The organism is Methylocapsa palsarum, assembly GCF_900114285.1.
In the GTDB taxonomy this organism is placed as follows: domain Bacteria; phylum Pseudomonadota; class Alphaproteobacteria; order Rhizobiales; family Beijerinckiaceae; genus Methylocapsa; species Methylocapsa palsarum.
The window spans coordinates 1-16,932 of the sequence record NZ_FOSN01000032.1 but is presented as its reverse complement, the minus strand read 5'-3'; the positions used below and the strand labels follow the sequence as shown (position 1 = coordinate 16,932).

Genomic DNA, 16,932 nt, shown 5'->3' with positions numbered 1-16,932 from the left:
GCACCAACTGCAGGCCGCTTAACCTTTAATGTCGATGAGCCAGAACCTCCGTTCCGAATAACCTGAAACTGTCTCAAATCATCTGACGACGGACACGATTGGGATCTACGCATGGATCACTCCAAATAACTGAGATAAGCGGCGATAGCCGCAATCTGCGACTCCGACAGCTTGTGCGTAATCGGCTCCATAATAGCCGACGTGTCCGGGTTTTTAGGATCCCGGCCCCGCTCTTTGGTCCAGTTCGTCAGTTTACTGATGACATAATCATTGAGCTGACCGGCGAGCCGCGGAAAAGCGCCGTTGCCTTTAGCGTCCGGGCCGTGACAGGAGGCGCACGCGGGCACATCTGAGCTAGGTATTCCTTCGTGGTAAATCATTTTTCCGGCTGCAAGCTGCTCCTTCGGAGCCCCGCCTAATGGCTTGGGATTGAGATCCCTGAAATGCTCGGCCAAGCCTGCAACCATCTGCGGGCTCAAAACGTGAGCCACGTTGAACATGACGGGATTTGTCCGCCGGCGTTCGACAAAGGCTCGCAACTGATTTTCGATATATTCGGGCTGCTGCCCTGCGAGCCGCGGCATGGGATAAGCGCCACGAAATCCTTGCCCCGACACTCCATGACACGTTCGGCAATAATCAAATTTGGCTTGGAACTCTTGCTTCGAAACGCCGCCGGTACTGTTGTCTTCCGCGTGACCGAGCGCCGAGAAGGCTATTGAAAGGATTGCAGCGCCCGACAGCGCTTTTAAGCAAATGATTCGCATGATTCAGCCTCAGATTTGATCTCAGCCGCGCAAATTATTATGACAGCAAGCGCTGGTTTGTGACGTTCGTCAAAGGCGGATCTTCCTTTTCGGGGCGACGCCTCAGATTAGCTTTTCAATCGTAGCTGAGAACGGCTATGCTGGGAAACCGGGCTCGTTCTGCGAATTCTTTCTCCCTCCGGCAAGCAGTATCCCAGTGGACAGCAGCGAACGGAATGCGATCGATGATTTGATAATATTATAGTCGCAGCTTCTGTCATTTGCCTTCAACTAAATTACGCCAGCCGCTCGATGTGGCGACAATGTGGGCAGAGCGGCAATTGGCCAATGACGCTAAAGCAAGGGCGCGCATCATGAAGGTAACTAGTCTTCGATTAGCATTCCAAACAGCGCTGCTTGCGGTTTGTTTCGCGGCGACTGGCCGCGCCGACGCCGCCGACATGTCACAGCAGGCGCAGCAAGGGCTCCAGGGCAAGTTAGAATATTGCAAAACCTGCCACGGGCTGTCGGGGGAGGGTTACCGTGGATATTATCCCATGCCGCGGCTCGCCGGGCAGCAGCCCGAATATCTCGAAAATCAGTTGCAGGCCTTTATCAGGCGCAGCCGAACGAACCCCGTCATGTCTAACGTCGCCCACGGACTGACCCCGTCGATGGTGGCGGCCTTGGCCGCAAATCTGAGAGACTTGAACCCTAATCCTTACGGAGGCGCACCCAGAGATTCGCTGGCGTTGGGAAAGACCATTTTCGAGCAGGGATTGCCCGAATCGAATGTTCCCGCCTGCTCCGCTTGCCATGGTCCGGACGCAAAAGGCAAAGCTGAAATTCCCCGGTTGGCCGGTCAACTCTATTGGTACACAGTAAAGTCTTTGACGAATTGGAGCAGAGAGCGCGGACAAGGTTCGCTGAAAGACACCTCCGCGATCATGGTGCCAACGACGCACAATTTGACCCAAGCGCAGATTTCAGCGCTTGCGGCTTACGTGAGTTATCTAAAGTGAATCCGATCGATTCATCTGGCGCGTTTCTCGCCGTGGATTCAACGCGAGAACTCGGATCATGAATTTGAACACATCAAAAATGGCGATCCTCGTCATTGCTTTCCTGGCAGGAGGTCCGTTGCAGGCCGAGGAATCTCTCGCCATTCGGAATTGCACCTGGTGTCATGGATCGTCGGCGCAAGGACTTTCAACCGCGCCACGACTGGCTGGGCAAAGAGATCAATATATTCAGAATCAGCTTCTAAGCTTCAGCGAACACCTTCGCGATAATCCGCTTTCACAGCAGTATATGTGGCCCGCCACGGCGCACCTCAGTCCCCAGGCGGCGCACGACTTATCAGCTTATTTTTCAGCGCTGCCTCCGGTGCCGGCCAATGACGGAGATCCAGAACTCGCCGCCGCAGGTCGAGCGATATATGATGAAGGGATTGCAGATTCCGATGTCTCGGCTTGCGTCGTGTGTCATGGCCCAAATGCCGAAGGAGTCAGGGGAATCCCGCGTTTGGGCGGGCTATCCTATCCCTATTTGAAAAGGCGCCTCGAGCAATGGGGCGAAGGGTTTCACGCGGCAGCTGCGCCTATGCCGCAAATTGCGGGCCGATTGTCGCCCAACCAAATTGACGCCCTCGCCTCATACCTGAGCTTTATCGGGTACGAGTCCCTGGAATGATCCCGTCATCGAAGTAGCGGCCTGATTCGTGCGATTACCCAGCTTTAGAGCAGGTTGTTTTTTGACAGAATCGGGATTCCCGAATCGGCGGCTTTCTGATTCAAGATCCATGCTGGACTGGGAGGCCAGCATGAATGACCAGACCATACTCGGAAGATCTTCGTGAGCGGGCTTTGGCGCGGGCGGATAGGGGCGAGACAACGCGTTCGATTGCGGCGGCGCTGCGGATCAGCCCATCCTGGGTCTCGAAATGGAAGAAGCTTCAGCGGGAGACAGGAACCCTTGCGCCGGGCAAGATGAACGGCCACAAGCGGCGCGCGCTTTCGGGGGCGACCGCCGATTGGCTGCGGGACCGCATCCGTTCCGGCCCCTTCACGCTGCGCAAACTCACGGCCGAATTGGCCGAACGCGGGATCAAGACCGATCCCCGGGCGGTTTGGACATTACTCCACGCCGAAGGCATGAGCTTTAAAAAAAAACCGTGCTGCCGGCCGAGCAGGCGCGTCCGGACATCGCCCGCAAGCGCAAGCGCTGGAATGCACAACGAGGCAAAATTGATCCGTCGCGCCTCGTCTTCATCGACGAGACCTGGATCAAGACCAACATGACGCCCTTGCGCGGCTGGGGACCGAAGGGCGAGCGCCTCGAGGCGAAAGCGCCCTATGGCCACTGGAAGACCATGACCTTCATCGCCGCCCTGCGGCATGACCGGATCGACGCCCCCTTCGTCATCGACGGCCCAATCAATGGGACGCTCTTTTCCGCCTATGTCCCGCGCCAGCTCGCCCCTGCCTTGAACAAGGGCGACGTCGTCATCCTCGACAATCTCGGCAGCCACAAAGGCGCCGCGGCCCGAAAGGCGATAAGGGAAAAAGGAGCGCATCTCCTGTTTCTCCCGCCCTACAGCCCTGATCTCAACCCGATCGAACAAGTCATCGCAAAGCTCAAACACCTGATGCGAAACGCCCAAAAGCGAACCGTCGAAGCGACATGGCGAAAAGCCGGAAAGCTCCTAGATCTGTTCAAACCAGACGAATGCCTGAACTACCTCAGAAATTCCGGCTATGTTTCTGCCTAAAAACATCCCGCTCTAGCACTGCGCCATAGACAGAATGGCTGCTTACCCAATCGAGCCCGAGAACGGACTAACTGAACCCGATCCGACCTAGCCGTTCCAGGACCAGCTTCCGGTTCTCCGATCAGACGTTCACGAAGTTGGGGCGCCGACTTCAGAGCACTCATCTTGGTCACTCGACCGCATTGGCTCGCTTATCGAAAGCAGACCTTACGTCGGCGAGGGCCTTCGACAATCATGAGCGACGGCAGCGGATAACCGCGCCTGTCCGCCTTTTCTTCGAGTTTCACTGACTCGCCCTGTCTCGACGTCAAGCCGTCTATCGCTGAGCAAAAGCTGGCTTGCGTTGGCCAGGTGCTGGTGTTTTCGGTTTGGGGGCGGCAATCAAACCCTCCCGAATAGCAGTCTTGCGGGCGACCTTGCGAGCGCGGCGAATAGCTTCCGCTTTCTCCCGCACTTTTCTTTCAGACGGCTTTTCATAGGCGGACCGGAGCTTCATCTCTCGGAATATTCCCTCGCGCTGCATTTTTTTTTTCAGGAATTTCAACGCCTGGTCGATGTTATTGTCGCGGACTGTAACGAGCAAAATATCTCCAATCTGACTCTGGCCAACCGTAGGTGCGGCACATGAAGCCGTCACGCCAGCCCAAGGTCGCCAAGCTCTGCCCCCTTGAGTCAGCGCTGGCATAGCACGTTTCGCCTCCCAGTTTCGGTGCAATTTGTCAATGGGGGCGGGTCGCCTGTGTTGTCTTCTTCTTGTTCGCTTCTACAACTGGAAGGCCAAGTACGCCGGCATGGACGTCTCGGAGGCCAAACGGCTGAAGCTACTCGAGGACGAGAACGCGAAGCTGAAGAAGCTGCTGGCTGAGCAGATGCTGGATGCGGCCGCGCTCCGTGAGCTTCTTTCAAAAAAATGGTAGGGCCCGCCGCCAAGCGCGAAGGCGTCGCGCATCTGCAGGCCGTGATGGCCCTGTCGGCTGAATATCCGGTTTGCCGCCAATATGCGCAGACGGCTGTCGACGCGAACGCGCAGAATGTTCAGCACCATTGCGGATTCGGCGGCGGGCGCTGGCAAAATAATTTCAACGCGCATTTCCAATGGTGTCTCAACGTCGGCGTCGATGCGCCGCGCAATGAAACGGACGCGCGCAACCATCAACTGGCGCAATGCGTCCACCCGTCACCCCAAAATTACGCACATTGTAACGACGGCAGTTGCCAATGTGGTAACGGGTCAGGAGATCAGCTTTGCGCCAGTCACGGCGGAAACGACCCGAGCATCGGTTGCACTCAGCAGCCTTGATTTGAGTCGATGACGCCAAAGAGTGACCCAGCGCGAAAGCCGCGCCGGGTCATTTTCTCAATCGCGGCCCTACGGTCCGCCCGAGGAGGGATAGACGACTGAATGCGCGCCATCCGGATTGCAGCTCTGCAAAATGCCCCTCGCTTACACCCGGCGTCGGGACGTTTCTGTAGGTCAATCTTTGGCGATGGAAAGCGACGCGAGTCACCGGGGCAACGCCGCTATTCGTGAAGACGAAGAATAGTCCCTTGCGCCCGTCGACGTCATTCTCAGACTATGACGACGTTCTCGGCCATGAGAACTGCCGAAGCGTCGCACCAAACGGCCAATAACGGAATACTTTGCTTGGCCACTCCACCGTCGGTTTTCTTTGATTTTGTTGAGAAGCTGCCCTTCCGAAATCGGCCCGACCCGGTCATTTTGCGGGAGGCTTCGAGCGACCGTTCGTCGTGCAGATTTCCGATCGACACAGCCGTTTCTAGGCTCCAGCGAAACCCTAAGCCCGCGCCTGTGAATTGAGAGAAACGGCCTCTTCCAAACGGTACACGCGGTGGAGCGCCAAGTCTGGTTGCGCTGATATTCTTTTTCATTCGCGCGCCGCCAACTGGCTCTCCCGCCGGCGGTTTATCGATCGCCACAAATGCTTCATGCAATCCAGTCCGCGTCCACGCCGTCTCTCATGGCTTGATCTGACCGAAGGTCGGCTGCGCCTCGATCGCCTTCCTGCAATGGCTCCGTCCGACTTTTTTCCGCCGCCGGAAAGGCCCGGGCGCTCGGCGGAATGCGCTGGACCTAGATCAGAACGCAATCCAGGCGTAGAGCAACAGCGTGTTGTTGTCCGAAGCATTGTGCTGGAGCCCATCGAAATTGTTCTCGCCGCCGAACAGCTTCAGATAGCTTGTGTAGGAAACGCCGAGTCGGGCGTTGAGCCAAGGATAAAAAGCCGGGCCGCCCTTGCTGAACGGCAGGTAGGCGAGGTCGAAAACGAGGCCCTTGCCGTTCGGCGAATTGCGGTATGAATTCAGGCTGTAAAGCCCGAAATCGGATGAACCGTAGACGCTGAAATATCCGGCCGTGAAACTGTAGGTATGATCGTAGACATATTCCGCCGAAGCCTTGAAGCTGTTGAGCGTATTATATATCCCCGACGATCCGCCCTGAAGAAAGGTCGAATTGAGCTGCTGATATTCATGGATATTCGTCACCCTGAGAGTCAGGTTATGAGGGTCGCCAATATATTGATATTGCGCGTCGAACGCGACATCCGTGAAACTGTCAAACCCGAAGCCAGCGACACGATTAGGCAGCGTATTGGCGTACATGCCGAACGTGCCGACCTCAAAGGAATGTTCGCCGACATTGTATTCGAACGCGGCGCGCCAGTAGGGCGCCACACCATCGATTGAAGGACTAGAGGCAATGTCGCCCGGCGGCAATCCCAGCGTCTTCAAGGTCTGCGTCGACAGGTTCTGGTAGGCCGAGACGTCAAGATACAGCATGTCATTGATGAAGGTGTAGATTCCAGTCCCGATAACCCTTGTTCCCAGTCCACCCTCGATGAGCGTGCCAGGCGGCGAAAACTGAGGCGCCACGGTTGACGAGATGAAAGGGAAACCCCAGTTCGGGGTGGTGTTCCAGACGTCCTGAACGCTGGGATTGTTGTTGACCGAGACACCATATAGAACATCGAAATTCATCAACTTCGTCGTGTCGGCATAACGGACGTCGCTCGAATCGAGAAACATGTATTGCGAGGCGCCGTCATAGGTTCCCTGAATGAACGCCCCGATATTCCCGTAAATCTGACCGCCGTAGAGCAGGCTGAATTGTTGCAGGATCACATTGTTGTTCGTGTGCGTCTGCGGCGTCGGAGGCGCATCTTGATTCAGCTGAGTGTGAGAAAATGTCGGGATGACCATCGCGCTGATGGGGGGCGCCTGCTCCAACGTCATGCCGCCGCCCATCGTATAACCGCCGAGCTTGAACCGGCGGCCGAACGGCGTCAGCTGCGGAAAGGCCGTATGACATGTAGAGCACGGCTGACCTGTCTGGCGGGCGAAACTCGGAATCGCGGAGGCTGGGGTCGGTGCGATTATGAACGCGCCGAATGCCGTCAAGAAAGCCGTGAACATGGCAAAAATGCCCGCGCGGCGCCGCCCTTGCGCATCTTTTCGAACGCGATCGGGGTTTATCATTTGGCCTCCTTCGGTGCGGGACGGAACATAGGGGTCTGAGGACGCAGTTTTCCGTTGGATAAAAAAATCGAGTTTCCAACTTAAGGGAAACTACATATTATGAATGACGAACAGCAAGGGAATAGACGATTGCGCTTACGAAATCGCGGCAGTGCAGCACAAATGTAACACGGCAGGATGGCCTCGTGAGCTTTCCGATAAAGAGGCTATGGACGACGCTGGCTCTTTCCGGCTGGAATAATTCCAATATAAATGCATTCAATGATTTCTATTTTTGTTCGGCTCGTACAGTTTCAACAATACGTGTATTGAGTGATTCGACCCGAATCCCTTTCTTGCTGCTTTGCAGTTTGTGTTATCCCGCATCGGACGCGCCTAATTTTCTAGGGCGTCAACAAGAGGAATGCCTATGCCGCATGAAAATGGAAACGGACCTGAAACGTCGCGCCGCGCCTTCCTGCACGTCGCGGGCGTCGCAGTGAGCGCCCTTTCGATTATTGGCATGACGTCAAGAGCAGAGGCCAAGGCTTCGCAACAATCGGTGGGGTATCAGGGTTCTCCCAAAGGCAATCAGAACTGCGCGAATTGCCGCATATTTGTCGCGCCGAACAGCTGCAAGCAAGTCGATGGCGTGGTCAGCCCTAACGGCTGGTGCCGGATTTGGTCCAAGGCTGGTTAAGCGAAATCAATAGATGGCCAAAACCGGGCGCGCCTTGCTCGAAGGCCAAGCTAACCTGCCTTGTCTCTGCCATTCAGGTCGCGGCGCGTCATCTTGGCTGTGCCGGTTTTCCAGGTCGACCTGGCGCCATTATTCGCTCTGGTTTGGTGGCTCCCGGCTTATCCAGTTGGACGCCTCCAATAACCGCTTTTCCATTTGAGGAGATTCGCGGTTTCCGATCTGGCACAGCCCAAGTCTTGGTTCTGGGGCTTTTTGGGCGCCGTTCGACGCCGCTGGGGCCGCCTATTTTCTTCAGGCCAGCGCTCCTCTATCTGGCCAGCGCCCCTCGGTTTTGCAGCCAGACGAAGCCGCGTATGTTGTAGGCGAGATTGGCGAGGCCGATCTTGAGACGCGCCCGCGCCAGGCCGATGGTTCGCACGAATAGGCCCATGAGCCCCTTCTGATGCGCGAACACATGCTCTACGGCGCTGCGCACTTTTGACTTCTGGGCATTGGCGAGGCGCGTTCGCTCCGGCATCGGCCTACCCTTGGCCTTCTTGCGATGGATACGCGAGACGAAGCCGCGCCGCGACAGCATCGCCTCGTTCCTCGCGGAGCGATAGACCGTATCCGCGTAGACCTCGCTCGCCGTATTGGCTCCAGCGCCTTCGCGCGCTCCAGATCGTTGCCTTTGGCCGACAACTCCGCCAGGCGCTCATCGACATCAAAAAATCCAGGCGTTCCCTGCGCCATGTCCACACTCCCTCCGCGACATCACCAAGTGAATCAACTCAATGCCGATTCGGGCTAGGGGTTTTTGGAGGCGTCCAGCTGGCCTTGGAGCGACGAGGTGGGGTCGAATGTTGCCGATGGAAATAACGGGGCGAATGGCCGCTTCGCCGTCCTGCTCGTCCAAAGCCGCCATACCGTTCTCGGCCCGCCCACCCCATAGACAGAATGACCGCTTTCCAAATTACGCGCTGATGAACGGACTGGCGGGAAACCACCCCAAGCCCCCTGGCATCGAAGTTGATGGCGCCCAGTCTTTCCTTTTGGCCGAGGATGGCCGAAAGGAGAAAGGCAATGGGACACTCGGAATATGACCCGGGCACCAACGAGCGGCGCCCATGGAATGCGGGCCGGAAGCTTGGCGGCAAACGCGCGCTGAAGCCACAGCGGGTCTGGGCCATCAGGTTCTGGCTGGATCGAGAGCGCCGGCTTCGGGACCGCGCGATGTTTGATTTCGCGATCGATAGTAAGCTCCGAGGATGCGACGTCGTCAAAGTCAACACTCACATCAATGAATATCCCACCAGCCGACGACTCTTCGCGAGAACAGATCGATGACAGCCGCCACGTAGAGCCAACCTTCGGCCGTCCAGACATATGTGAAGTCGGCGATCCATTTGCGGTTCGGCTGATCCGTTACGAACTGCCGGTCGAGGACATTGGGCGCTACGATCGGTGCGCGTTCTCCCTCGTCCTTCGGCAGGCCGCGGCGGCGCGGTCGCGCCCGAAGCGCGTTGGTCCGCATCAGCCGCTCGACCTTGTGCAGGCCACAGGATGCGCCCTCGGCAAGCAGATCCCGCCAGACTCTTCGGGCGCCATAGGTACGGGCGCTGCCGATGAAGCTCGCCCGGACTTTCGCCGTCAGCTGTTCGTCGGCGACCGTCCGGGCGCTCGGTCCGCGATGCAGCCAGGCATGGAACCCAGATCTCGAGACCCCGAGCGCTTTGCAGAGCCATGCCACCGGCCAGACAGAACGGTGCTTCGCGATAAAGCTGAACTTCATGTCGACTCCCTCGCGAAGTAGGCAGCGGCCTTTTTTAGGATGTCGCGCTCCGCCTTGAGCTTCGCGACTTCGCGTCGCAGACGGTCGATTTCGACCTGCTCAGGTTTCTGTTGCCCACGGCCGGGGAAAGCCTGTTTCGGATCGGAGCCGAACTCCTTCACCCATTTGCGCAAAACGTTCTCGTGAACGTCGATGTCCCGCGACGTCTGCCCGACGCTGACGCCGCGCTCGCGGATCAGAGGCGTCACCTACGCGCCGTGTTTCATGGCGACTCCGACGTCCGCTAAACTCTGTGCCGGCGAAGCGTTGATGCCATCGCGACCATCGCGACGACGTTGCCCTCGCGCCGGAGGTAAATTACCAATGGGGTTAGGAGACTTGATCAGACATATAGAAGTAGCTATAAACTGACGTCTGTTTCTATTGTCAAGTTGGCGGCAAGAAGTTCAAAGATGCAAACCGTCGAAGAATTTCTCGCTTACTCAATCCATCTCGAAAGAGAGGCGGCGACCCGCTTTGGGCAATTGGCCGATGCGATGGAGTCATGCGGCAATCGCGAAGTGGGAAAGTTATTTCGCCGCTTATCGGATTATTCGAGACTCCACCTCGCTGACGCGCAAGCCCGCTCCGGATTTCGAGAGATTCCTGTTATAAAGATCGACGAATTCGTTTGGCCTGGGCTGGAAAGTCCTGAGACAGCAGCGATTTGGGCCGCTGATCCCCTCATTGGCCGTGAGCAGGCGCTTGAGATTGCGCTCGACGCGGAAACAGCGGGTTTTGAATATTACAAGCACATTCTCGAGGCGACCGACGATCCTGAGATCAAGGCGCTTGCTAAGGAATTTGTTGCCGAGGAGAGCGGCCATGTGGCTGAACTCCAAAAATGGCTCGCCGCGCATCGAGCCGGACAAGCGTTGCCGGTGGATCGCTGAGGCATAGCCGCTCGTCTTTACGGCTGTCGCAGAAAGCTGCGACCTGGTATGACGGGCGCAGTGCAGGTCGTCGACGATGTAAAGACTTGCTCACAAGGCGCCTTTGGCGCGTCGTTCAACCAAACAGCCAGACTCAAGTCGGTCGTTGACGAGACCCGACCGACCCAAATCATCGTCGCGACGATCTCGGCGACGTCAGCGATCATGGAGTCGCACACTTTGCCGTTCCCCGCGTTCCTTCCAGGGCGAATTCGGGGGCCAACTCATCGGCGCCAATTTGCGCGCTAAATCTTAAAATGCAGTCTCGAGCAGCGGCGTAAGTCAAACTGGCCTGTCGCAATTGATCATCCAGGGCAGCCCAAACTGATCAACAAGCGTACCGAATTTAGCAGCCCAGAACGTCTCCTGGATGGGCTTCGTCACGATTCCGCCGGCCGCGAGGGCATTGAAAATTTCCTCCGCCTCAACGGGATTTTTGACGGCGATCTGCACATGGAAGCCCTTTGGCGGCTCGAAACGTTGGGGAGGAACGTCCGAGGCCATCAAAGCCCGTTCCCCCAATTCCAGACGGGCGTGCATGATTTTGCCCTGCCATTCCTTTGGGACCTGCGCCGCCTCGGGCGTCTCGGCGTAAGGGACCATCATGACGATCTTGCCGCGAAGGATTGGCGCGTAGAAGTTAAACGCCGTTTCGCATCGTCCATCGAATCTGACGTAGACATTTAGATTCATCCAACCCTCGTTCTGACCGATATTCCCTCGGCGACGCTCGGCCCCCATTGCCCGGGTGACATTGCCCCTTGGGCATAATCCAGTTTGAAGTTCGCTTTGGCCCAATCAGAGGACCAGAGCATGAAGCGCAGTCGCTTTTCGGAAGAACAGATCATAGGGATTTTGAAGGAGCACGAGGCTGGGGTTTCGGTCGCCGATTTGTGCCGCAAGCACGGGGTCAGCGACGCCAGCATTTACAAATGGAAAGCGAAGTTCGGCGGGATGGACGTGTCCGAAGCCAAGCGGCTGAAAGCGCTGGAGGATGAGAACGCAAAGCTCAAGCGCATGCTGGCCGACGCGATGCTCGACAACGTGGCCCTGAAGGATTTGCTGGGAAAGAAGTGGTGACGCCCGCTGCAGAGCGGAAAGCTGTCGCGCATCTCATGAGCCTTCACGGAATGAGCGAACGGCGGGCGTGTAAAACCATTGGCTCTTGCCGAATGACGATGAGATACCAGACGACGCGGGCCGATGACGTCGCCCTGCGCGAACGCATGAAGACGATCGCGCACGAGCGCCGGCGGTTCGGCTATCGCCGCCTCCATGTGCTGCTGAAACGGGAGGGCTTCGTGATCAATCACAAGCGGCTGTTTCGCCTCTACCGCGAGGAGCGGCTCACCATGCGGCGCCGCGGCGGACGGAAGCGGGCGATGGGGACGCGAAGGCCCATGACAATCCCGATGCATCCGAACGATCGCTGGAGCCTCGACTTCGTCTCCGATCAACTCACCGACGGCCGCCGCTTCCGCATCCTCGCCATCGTCGACGACTGCACGCGGGAGTGCCTGGCGCTGGTCGCGGACACATCGCTCTCGGGGATCCGGGTAGCGCGAGAACTCGACCGGCTCATTGCTGAACGCGGCAAGCCCAGGATGATTGTCAGCGACAACGGCAGCGAGTTCACCAGCAACGCCATCCTGGCATGGGCCGACAAGACCAAGGTCGAATGGCATTATATCGCGCCCGGCAAGCCGATGCAGAATGCATTCATTGAGTCCTTCAATGGCCGATTGCGCGACGAGCTTTTGAACGAGACCTTGTTCTCCACCCTGGCGAGGGCCCGGATCGCCCTGGCCATGTGGAGGGCGGACTATAACGGATCGCGTCCACACTCGAAAATCGGCTGGCAAACGCCTTCCGCCTTTGCCTCGACCTTCCACCAGCGGCGGGATCTGGCGCTGCGCTCCGCCGAAGGCTCCGCGCCAGCTCCCGCCGCTGACACCGCCCAAATGGGCAATTGCAACCGCCAAAGCGAACTCACGGGTGGATAAAACTTGGGGGCAACGTCACGGGACCTGCGCATGCTCCGCGCGTTGGCGCAGCGCCATCGTCCAGGGCCGATCTTTGGCTTGTTGCATTAAAAGCTCCGGCTTCCTTGCCTGAGTTCTGTGCAAATGCCGTAAAGTGCGCCTTGCATCGCCGTTTAGCTGTCGCAAGCTAGCACTTAAGCTGTTCGTTCAGATGCTTAATCTGACGCCCAGCATTTCCCTCGACCATTTAAAAGCGAAGGATAACGCGATGACTTTATCCCTTCCATCGAAAGACGCTGACGATTACGTGCGCGAGGAGGAACGTCAAACCAATCGTCAGCAAAGGTTTGGAGATTTCGTTGAGATCTCGCTGCATGGCGTCTATGAAATCTCGAAAATTCTCGCCTCCCCTGCGCGCCTTGAGACGACGCTCGGCAATGTCCTGAACGTGTTGTCGAGCTTTCTGGCGATGCGCCACGGCGCCATCGCGCTTTTGGACGATCTGGGGGCGGCTGAGCTTGTCGTTGGCTCCGCCGGGAGCGTGGAGGCCGCAAAAGTTCAGTTCGAAAACATTCCGGAACGGGCGATCGGTCAGATCGTCACGACGAAAATGCCCGTCGTTGTCGAGGACACGGCCACAAGCCCATTGTTCGCCGAATGGATCGAGCCGCAATCGAACTCCGTTCCAACGCGAATCTGTTTCGTCGGCGTCCCGATCAAGGAAAGCGATCGCGTTGTGGGCACGATCACGATCGATCGGCTCTGGGACGGCGGCGCCGATTTCCGCATCGACGAAGACGTGCGGTTTCTGGTGATGGTCGCCAATCTGGTCGGGCAGACCCTGCGGCTGCATCGGGTCGTCGCGCGCGACCGCGAACGGCTGATGACCGAACAGCATCGTCTTGCCAAGGAGCTCTCGGAAACCAATCCGGCGGCGCGCGAGCCCAAGGCGCGAGGCATTCTTGGCGAAAGCCAGTCGATCCGCTCGGTGCTGGACAAGATCGGCATCGTCGCCCGCACGAACTCCACGGTTCTGCTTCGCGGCGAATCGGGAACCGGCAAGGAGCTGTTCGCCCGCGCTACCCATGACTTGTCGTCCCGGAAGAAAGGCCCGTTCATCAAGCTGAACTGCGCCGCTCTGCCGGAATCCGTGCTGGAATCCGAACTGTTCGGCCATGAAAAGGGGGCCTTCACCGGCGCGCTGGCGCTGCGCAAGGGCCGCTTTGAACTGGCGGACCGCGGGACGCTGTTTCTCGACGAAATCGGTGAGATCTCGCCCTCCTTTCAGGCCAAGCTGCTGCGCGTGCTTCAGGAGGGCGAATTTGAGCGCGTCGGCGGCATGCGGACCTTGAAGGTCGACGTCCGGCTGGTCGCCGCCACGAACAAGAATTTGGAGCAGGCGGTTTCGAAAGGCGAGTTCCGCGCCGATCTTTATTACCGCATCAACGTTGTGTCGATTTCGCTGCCGCCGCTGCGGGACCGGCCGGACGACGTCGTTCTTCTCGCCAATGAATTTCTCCTCCGCTTCAATGAGGAGCACGGGACGGATCATTCCTTGACCCCATCCGCCGATGGGATCTTGCAGGGCTGCTATTTTCCCGGCAATGTTCGAGAGCTGGAAAATTGTGTGCGCCGGACGGCGACCTTGGCTAAGGGCGACAAGATTGTCGCCAACGACTTCGCTTGCCGCCATGGCGAATGTCTGTCGTCGACGCTCTGGAAAGGTTCGGCACCGGTAGATCCAATCAGCGCTCCTCGCAACCGGCCTCAGGTCGCGCCGAAAGCGGGTGAAGAGGAAGAGCGCCCAAGAGCCAAAACGGGCGAGCATCAGGCCATCCGTCCGCATTTGCGCTCCGGGCTGGAAAACACGACGGACAGAGATAATTTGCTTGACGCCATGGAAAAGGCGGGCTGGGTCCAAGCTAAGGCCGCGCGCATTCTCAATATTACAACGCGTCAAATCGGCTATGCGCTTCGCAAACACAATATTCCGATCAAGCGCTTCTAGCTGAATGTCTTTTGACGAGGAATTGAGCGAACCCTGACTGTGGAAGAGAGCAACGATGTCGCGCTTGCTGATGACCCTATCCCAATGCGGCAGATGTCTCCCAACGGCTTGCTCGTATCGTTTTCCTATCTCATGCGGTCGATCGGGTCTCTTCTACAACTTCGAAGTCCACGAAATATAATAACTTGTGAAAACTTCCTCATGGCTGGGGACGTCATGCGTGTCGTAGCGAACCGAGAACGTGCCGCGACAGTTGCGCTCTAAAAAACAGCGCCCGCGGCCACAGTCTCGTTTATTCTCCTTCGATCGCGCCACCTGCGCCGATGATTGCGCGAGTTGCGACGCCCGGGTGTCGGAGTTCACTCCAAACATTGGATGAAAACATTCCGGCGGATTGTAGGATATCCTGTCTTCACTCTAGTTTATTGTTTTCATAGCCTAAAATAGGCGGCACGCATGTTGCTGAGGCGGGGTGGAGCAATCAGCTCCAGCAATTGTAAACAGTCAGATTAACAGGAGAAACGGGATGGCCAACGTAACTTTCTCATCCCCGGTGCTCGCGCGGGACATCACGGTCTACGCAATTGCAGGAGATCGCGGAACGATTTTGGCCGTCGCCAAAGCGCATAAGATTCCCATTCCATTCGACTGCCAGGACGGCGAATGCGGCTCCTGTCTTGTGGAGGTGAAGCACCTCAGCCCCCGCGTAAAATACGGGATCGCGTTAACGGACCGGGAAAAAGAACTGCTTCGGCAACTTGGCACGATCACAAAGGCCGAAATCGAAAATGCCGAAGTGAACGACATGCCGCCGCGTTACCGGCTCGCCTGTCAGTGTTTCGTCCGCAACGAAGACATCGTCGTAAGTTTTGAAGGCGACCAGACGTTGCCGGCGCAGGGACCGCACATTACACACGCCGCAAAGCGCTTCACCGGGGGAATGGAAATCGGTTCCGTCGACGAATTCCTCGGCTACGCCGTGAAGGTGGAGGAAGACGCCGCCATTCATTTCGATGAGCTTGGGACCGCGATGGAAGCCTGCGGCAATCAGGAAGTCGCGCGATTGTTCCGTCAGCTCGCCAGTTTCTCGCGGCTGCATTTGAAGGAAGCAAAAGCCCGCGCCGGCGACATTGACCTTTCGAAAGTTATTCCCCCGGATTACATATGGCCCAATCACGCGACTCCAGAGCGCACGGAAATTTGGGCCGCCGATCCGACCCTATCGCGGCTCGATGGGCTGAAGGCGGCGCTTCAGGGCGAAACCCGGGGCTATGAGTTTTATCGCGCGGTCGTCGCCACGACGAAATTGCCCGAAATCGAAGAGATGGCCAAGGAGTTTGTCAAGGAAGAGGCCGATCACGTCAAAATTCTTGAAGCCTGGATCACCCGCGAGGAATGGGCGGCCAAAAACGCCGCGGCGGACCACGCCTGACACTGGTTCTTTGGCAAGCGGCTCAAGCTTGGCATCTTCTCTGCGGAGTTTTTCATTGAAAATCACGCCGAAGCTAGGAAGCGTGGACTCTTGGGATTCCCAAGAGCGCCTGGTTGTGATTCAAGGCTGTCTTTTGGAAGGCAGTCATGAGTGTTCTCGACCGTCTTATTCTCCGGGATGATCAGTGGGAGCGGATGTCGCGCCACATCATCGGTGACGATCGGACGCGCGGATCATCTGGCCGCGACAACCGGATGTTCGTGGAAGCGGTGCTGTGGATCGTGCGGACGGGCTCGCCCTGGCGCGATCTGCCCGAGGCGTTTGGCGAGTGGAACAGCGTCTTTCGCCGCTTCAGCCGCTGGAGCCACAAGGGCGTCTGGCAGCGCATCTTCGCGGCGATGTCGGATGATCCCGACTTTGAATATCTGATCTGTTGATTTCCACTGAGAACTGACCCGGGCAGCCCGGGTTTTTCCGCCGAGAACTGACCCATGTTCGAACCTTACCCCTTTGGCCTGGCCGGGGGGCAACGGAGTGATCGACATGGAGTTATTGAGCGTCATCTGGCGCTGGCATTATCGAGACCATTTCTCGATCCGGGAGATATCGCGGCGCACGGGTCTGTCGCGGAACACGGTGCGCAAGCACCTGCGCTCTGACAGCATCGAGCCCAAGTTTCATCTTCCTGACCGGCCGAGCGGGCTTGACCCCTACGCCGACAAGCTGTCGCATATGCTGCGACAAGAGGCAGGGAAGTCGCGCAAGCAGAAGCGCACGATCAAGCAGTTGCACGCCGATCTGGCGGCGCTGGGCTATGGCGGCTCCTACAATCGCGTGGCGGCCTTTACGCGTGACTGGAAGGCCGCGCGGCAACTGGCACGACGAGCAAGCCGTGCTCACGGCTGTCGAACTAGCGCTGAAGGCTGGCGCGCCAACCAAGACGCATATTCTGAACCTGCTCCATAGGCTGGTCGACGGAAAGCCCATGGATACGCCTCCAATAAAGGCGCCGCAGGCTTTGACCTTGACCACCGAGCCGCAGGCGAACGTTGAACGCTACGACGCTCTGCGCAAGACC

General features: G+C 57.8%; 13 protein-coding genes and 6 pseudogenes. 12 read left to right on the top strand and 7 right to left on the bottom strand.

Features of this window, described 5'->3' with window-relative positions; all coding sequences use genetic code 11:
- Positions 1-116: 116 nt before the first annotated feature.
- Complete coding sequence (locus tag BM177_RS18295) at positions 117-767, bottom strand: c-type cytochrome (protein ID WP_091686547.1); 651 nt, start codon at positions 765-767, stop codon at positions 117-119.
- A gap of 353 nt (positions 768-1,120) precedes the next feature.
- Here BM177_RS18295 and BM177_RS18290 point away from each other — a divergent pair, with 353 nt between their 5' ends.
- The 3 genes from BM177_RS18290 to BM177_RS18280 all read left to right on the top strand — a co-directional run bounded on the left by BM177_RS18290 (position 1,121) and on the right by BM177_RS18280 (position 3,516).
- Positions 1,121-1,768: a c-type cytochrome gene (locus tag BM177_RS18290; protein WP_091686555.1), complete on the top strand. Its 648-nt coding sequence runs from the start codon at positions 1,121-1,123 to the stop codon at positions 1,766-1,768.
- 58 nt (positions 1,769-1,826) lie between these two features.
- Positions 1,827-2,438: a c-type cytochrome gene (locus BM177_RS18285; protein WP_091686544.1), complete on the top strand. Its 612-nt coding sequence runs from the start codon at positions 1,827-1,829 to the stop codon at positions 2,436-2,438.
- Between the two features lie 134 nt (positions 2,439-2,572).
- Positions 2,573-3,516 (top strand): IS630 family transposase gene (locus tag BM177_RS18280; protein WP_425284436.1). Its coding sequence is split into 2 segments (ribosomal slippage): positions 2,573-2,909 and positions 2,909-3,516, totalling 945 coding nucleotides; the frame shifts between segments, so codons are not numbered across the junction.
- 316 nt (positions 3,517-3,832) lie between these two features.
- On the opposite strand, the gene rpsU is transcribed toward BM177_RS18280, so the two are convergent.
- Positions 3,833-4,099: a 30S ribosomal protein S21 gene (gene rpsU / locus BM177_RS18275; protein ID WP_091686540.1), complete on the bottom strand. Its 267-nt coding sequence runs from the start codon at positions 4,097-4,099 to the stop codon at positions 3,833-3,835.
- Positions 4,100-4,277: 178 nt separating this feature from the next.
- Here rpsU and BM177_RS18270 point away from each other — a divergent pair.
- Positions 4,278-4,489: pseudogene (locus tag BM177_RS18270) on the top strand (transposase); the annotation flags it as partial.
- A gap of 596 nt (positions 4,490-5,085) precedes the next feature.
- Here BM177_RS18270 and BM177_RS19720 read toward each other — a convergent pair.
- Positions 5,086-5,469, bottom strand: a complete 384-nt coding sequence (locus tag BM177_RS19720) for a hypothetical protein (protein ID WP_139223734.1) — start codon at positions 5,467-5,469, stop codon at positions 5,086-5,088.
- A 144-nt stretch (positions 5,470-5,613) separates the two neighbouring features.
- Positions 5,614-6,948, bottom strand: a complete 1,335-nt coding sequence (locus BM177_RS18260) for a hypothetical protein (protein WP_091686534.1) — start codon at positions 6,946-6,948, stop codon at positions 5,614-5,616.
- A gap of 466 nt (positions 6,949-7,414) precedes the next feature.
- Between BM177_RS18260 and BM177_RS21220 the strand changes: the two genes are divergently transcribed.
- Entirely contained in the window at positions 7,415-7,690 is a 276-nt protein-coding gene (locus BM177_RS21220) for a high-potential iron-sulfur protein (RefSeq protein ID WP_425284435.1), read from the top strand.
- A 307-nt stretch (positions 7,691-7,997) separates the two neighbouring features.
- Here the strand turns inward: BM177_RS21220 and BM177_RS18250 are convergent.
- Positions 7,998-8,327, bottom strand: a pseudogene (locus BM177_RS18250) (transposase); the annotation flags it as partial.
- A 425-nt stretch (positions 8,328-8,752) separates the two neighbouring features.
- On the opposite strand from BM177_RS18250, the pseudogene BM177_RS21055 reads away from it, so the two are divergent.
- Positions 8,753-8,956: pseudogene (locus BM177_RS21055) on the top strand (integrase); the annotation flags it as partial.
- 25 nt (positions 8,957-8,981) lie between these two features.
- Here BM177_RS21055 and BM177_RS18240 read toward each other — a convergent pair.
- Positions 8,982-9,709, bottom strand: a pseudogene (locus tag BM177_RS18240) (IS3 family transposase); the annotation flags it as partial.
- A gap of 204 nt (positions 9,710-9,913) precedes the next feature.
- On the opposite strand from BM177_RS18240, the gene BM177_RS18235 reads away from it, so the two are divergent.
- Positions 9,914-10,393, top strand: a complete 480-nt coding sequence (locus tag BM177_RS18235; RefSeq protein ID WP_091686528.1) for a ferritin-like domain-containing protein — start codon at positions 9,914-9,916, stop codon at positions 10,391-10,393.
- A 321-nt stretch (positions 10,394-10,714) separates the two neighbouring features.
- Here BM177_RS18235 and BM177_RS18225 read toward each other — a convergent pair whose 3' ends face one another.
- The gene (locus BM177_RS18225) at positions 10,715-11,125 is read right to left on the bottom strand and encodes a VOC family protein (RefSeq protein WP_091686553.1); all 411 of its coding nucleotides are present in this window, start codon (positions 11,123-11,125) and stop codon (positions 10,715-10,717) included.
- 120 nt (positions 11,126-11,245) lie between these two features.
- Here BM177_RS18225 and BM177_RS18220 point away from each other — a divergent pair.
- The 5 genes and pseudogenes from BM177_RS18220 to BM177_RS18200 form a co-directional block, all read left to right on the top strand.
- A protein-coding gene (locus BM177_RS18220; protein ID WP_091686524.1) for an IS3 family transposase occupies positions 11,246-12,435 on the top strand; the annotation gives its coding sequence in 2 pieces (ribosomal slippage) (positions 11,246-11,495 and positions 11,495-12,435; 1,191 coding nt in all).
- A 247-nt stretch (positions 12,436-12,682) separates the two neighbouring features.
- Positions 12,683-14,422, top strand: coding sequence for a nif-specific transcriptional activator NifA (gene nifA, locus BM177_RS18215; RefSeq protein WP_091686550.1), 1,740 nt, complete (start codon positions 12,683-12,685; stop codon positions 14,420-14,422).
- A gap of 526 nt (positions 14,423-14,948) precedes the next feature.
- Positions 14,949-15,854: a 2Fe-2S iron-sulfur cluster-binding protein gene (locus BM177_RS18210; RefSeq protein ID WP_091686521.1), complete on the top strand. Its 906-nt coding sequence runs from the start codon at positions 14,949-14,951 to the stop codon at positions 15,852-15,854.
- A 146-nt stretch (positions 15,855-16,000) separates the two neighbouring features.
- Positions 16,001-16,285 (top strand): annotated as a pseudogene (locus BM177_RS18205) (transposase); the annotation flags it as partial.
- Positions 16,286-16,397: 112 nt separating this feature from the next.
- Positions 16,398-16,745, top strand: a pseudogene (locus BM177_RS18200) (IS21 family transposase); the annotation flags it as partial.
- Positions 16,746-16,932: the final 187 nt, after the last annotated feature.

Excerpts from the sequence above, each read along its gene's own strand:
- BM177_RS18295 (WP_091686547.1), bottom strand. The coding sequence starts at position 767 with ATGCGAATCATTTGCTTAAAAGCGCTGTCGGGCGCTGCAATCCTTTCA.
- BM177_RS18290 (WP_091686555.1), top strand. The coding sequence starts at position 1,121 with ATGAAGGTAACTAGTCTTCGATTAGCATTCCAAACAGCGCTGCTTGCG.
- BM177_RS18285 (WP_091686544.1), top strand. The coding sequence starts at position 1,827 with ATGAATTTGAACACATCAAAAATGGCGATCCTCGTCATTGCTTTCCTG.
- BM177_RS18260 (WP_091686534.1), bottom strand. The coding sequence starts at position 6,948 with ATGTTCACGGCTTTCTTGACGGCATTCGGCGCGTTCATAATCGCACCG.
- BM177_RS21220 (WP_425284435.1), top strand. The coding sequence starts at position 7,415 with ATGCCTATGCCGCATGAAAATGGAAACGGACCTGAAACGTCGCGCCGC.
- BM177_RS18235 (WP_091686528.1), top strand. The coding sequence starts at position 9,914 with ATGCAAACCGTCGAAGAATTTCTCGCTTACTCAATCCATCTCGAAAGA.
- BM177_RS18225 (WP_091686553.1), bottom strand. The coding sequence starts at position 11,125 with ATGAATCTAAATGTCTACGTCAGATTCGATGGACGATGCGAAACGGCG.
- nifA (WP_091686550.1), top strand. The coding sequence starts at position 12,683 with ATGACTTTATCCCTTCCATCGAAAGACGCTGACGATTACGTGCGCGAG.
- BM177_RS18210 (WP_091686521.1), top strand. The coding sequence starts at position 14,949 with ATGGCCAACGTAACTTTCTCATCCCCGGTGCTCGCGCGGGACATCACG.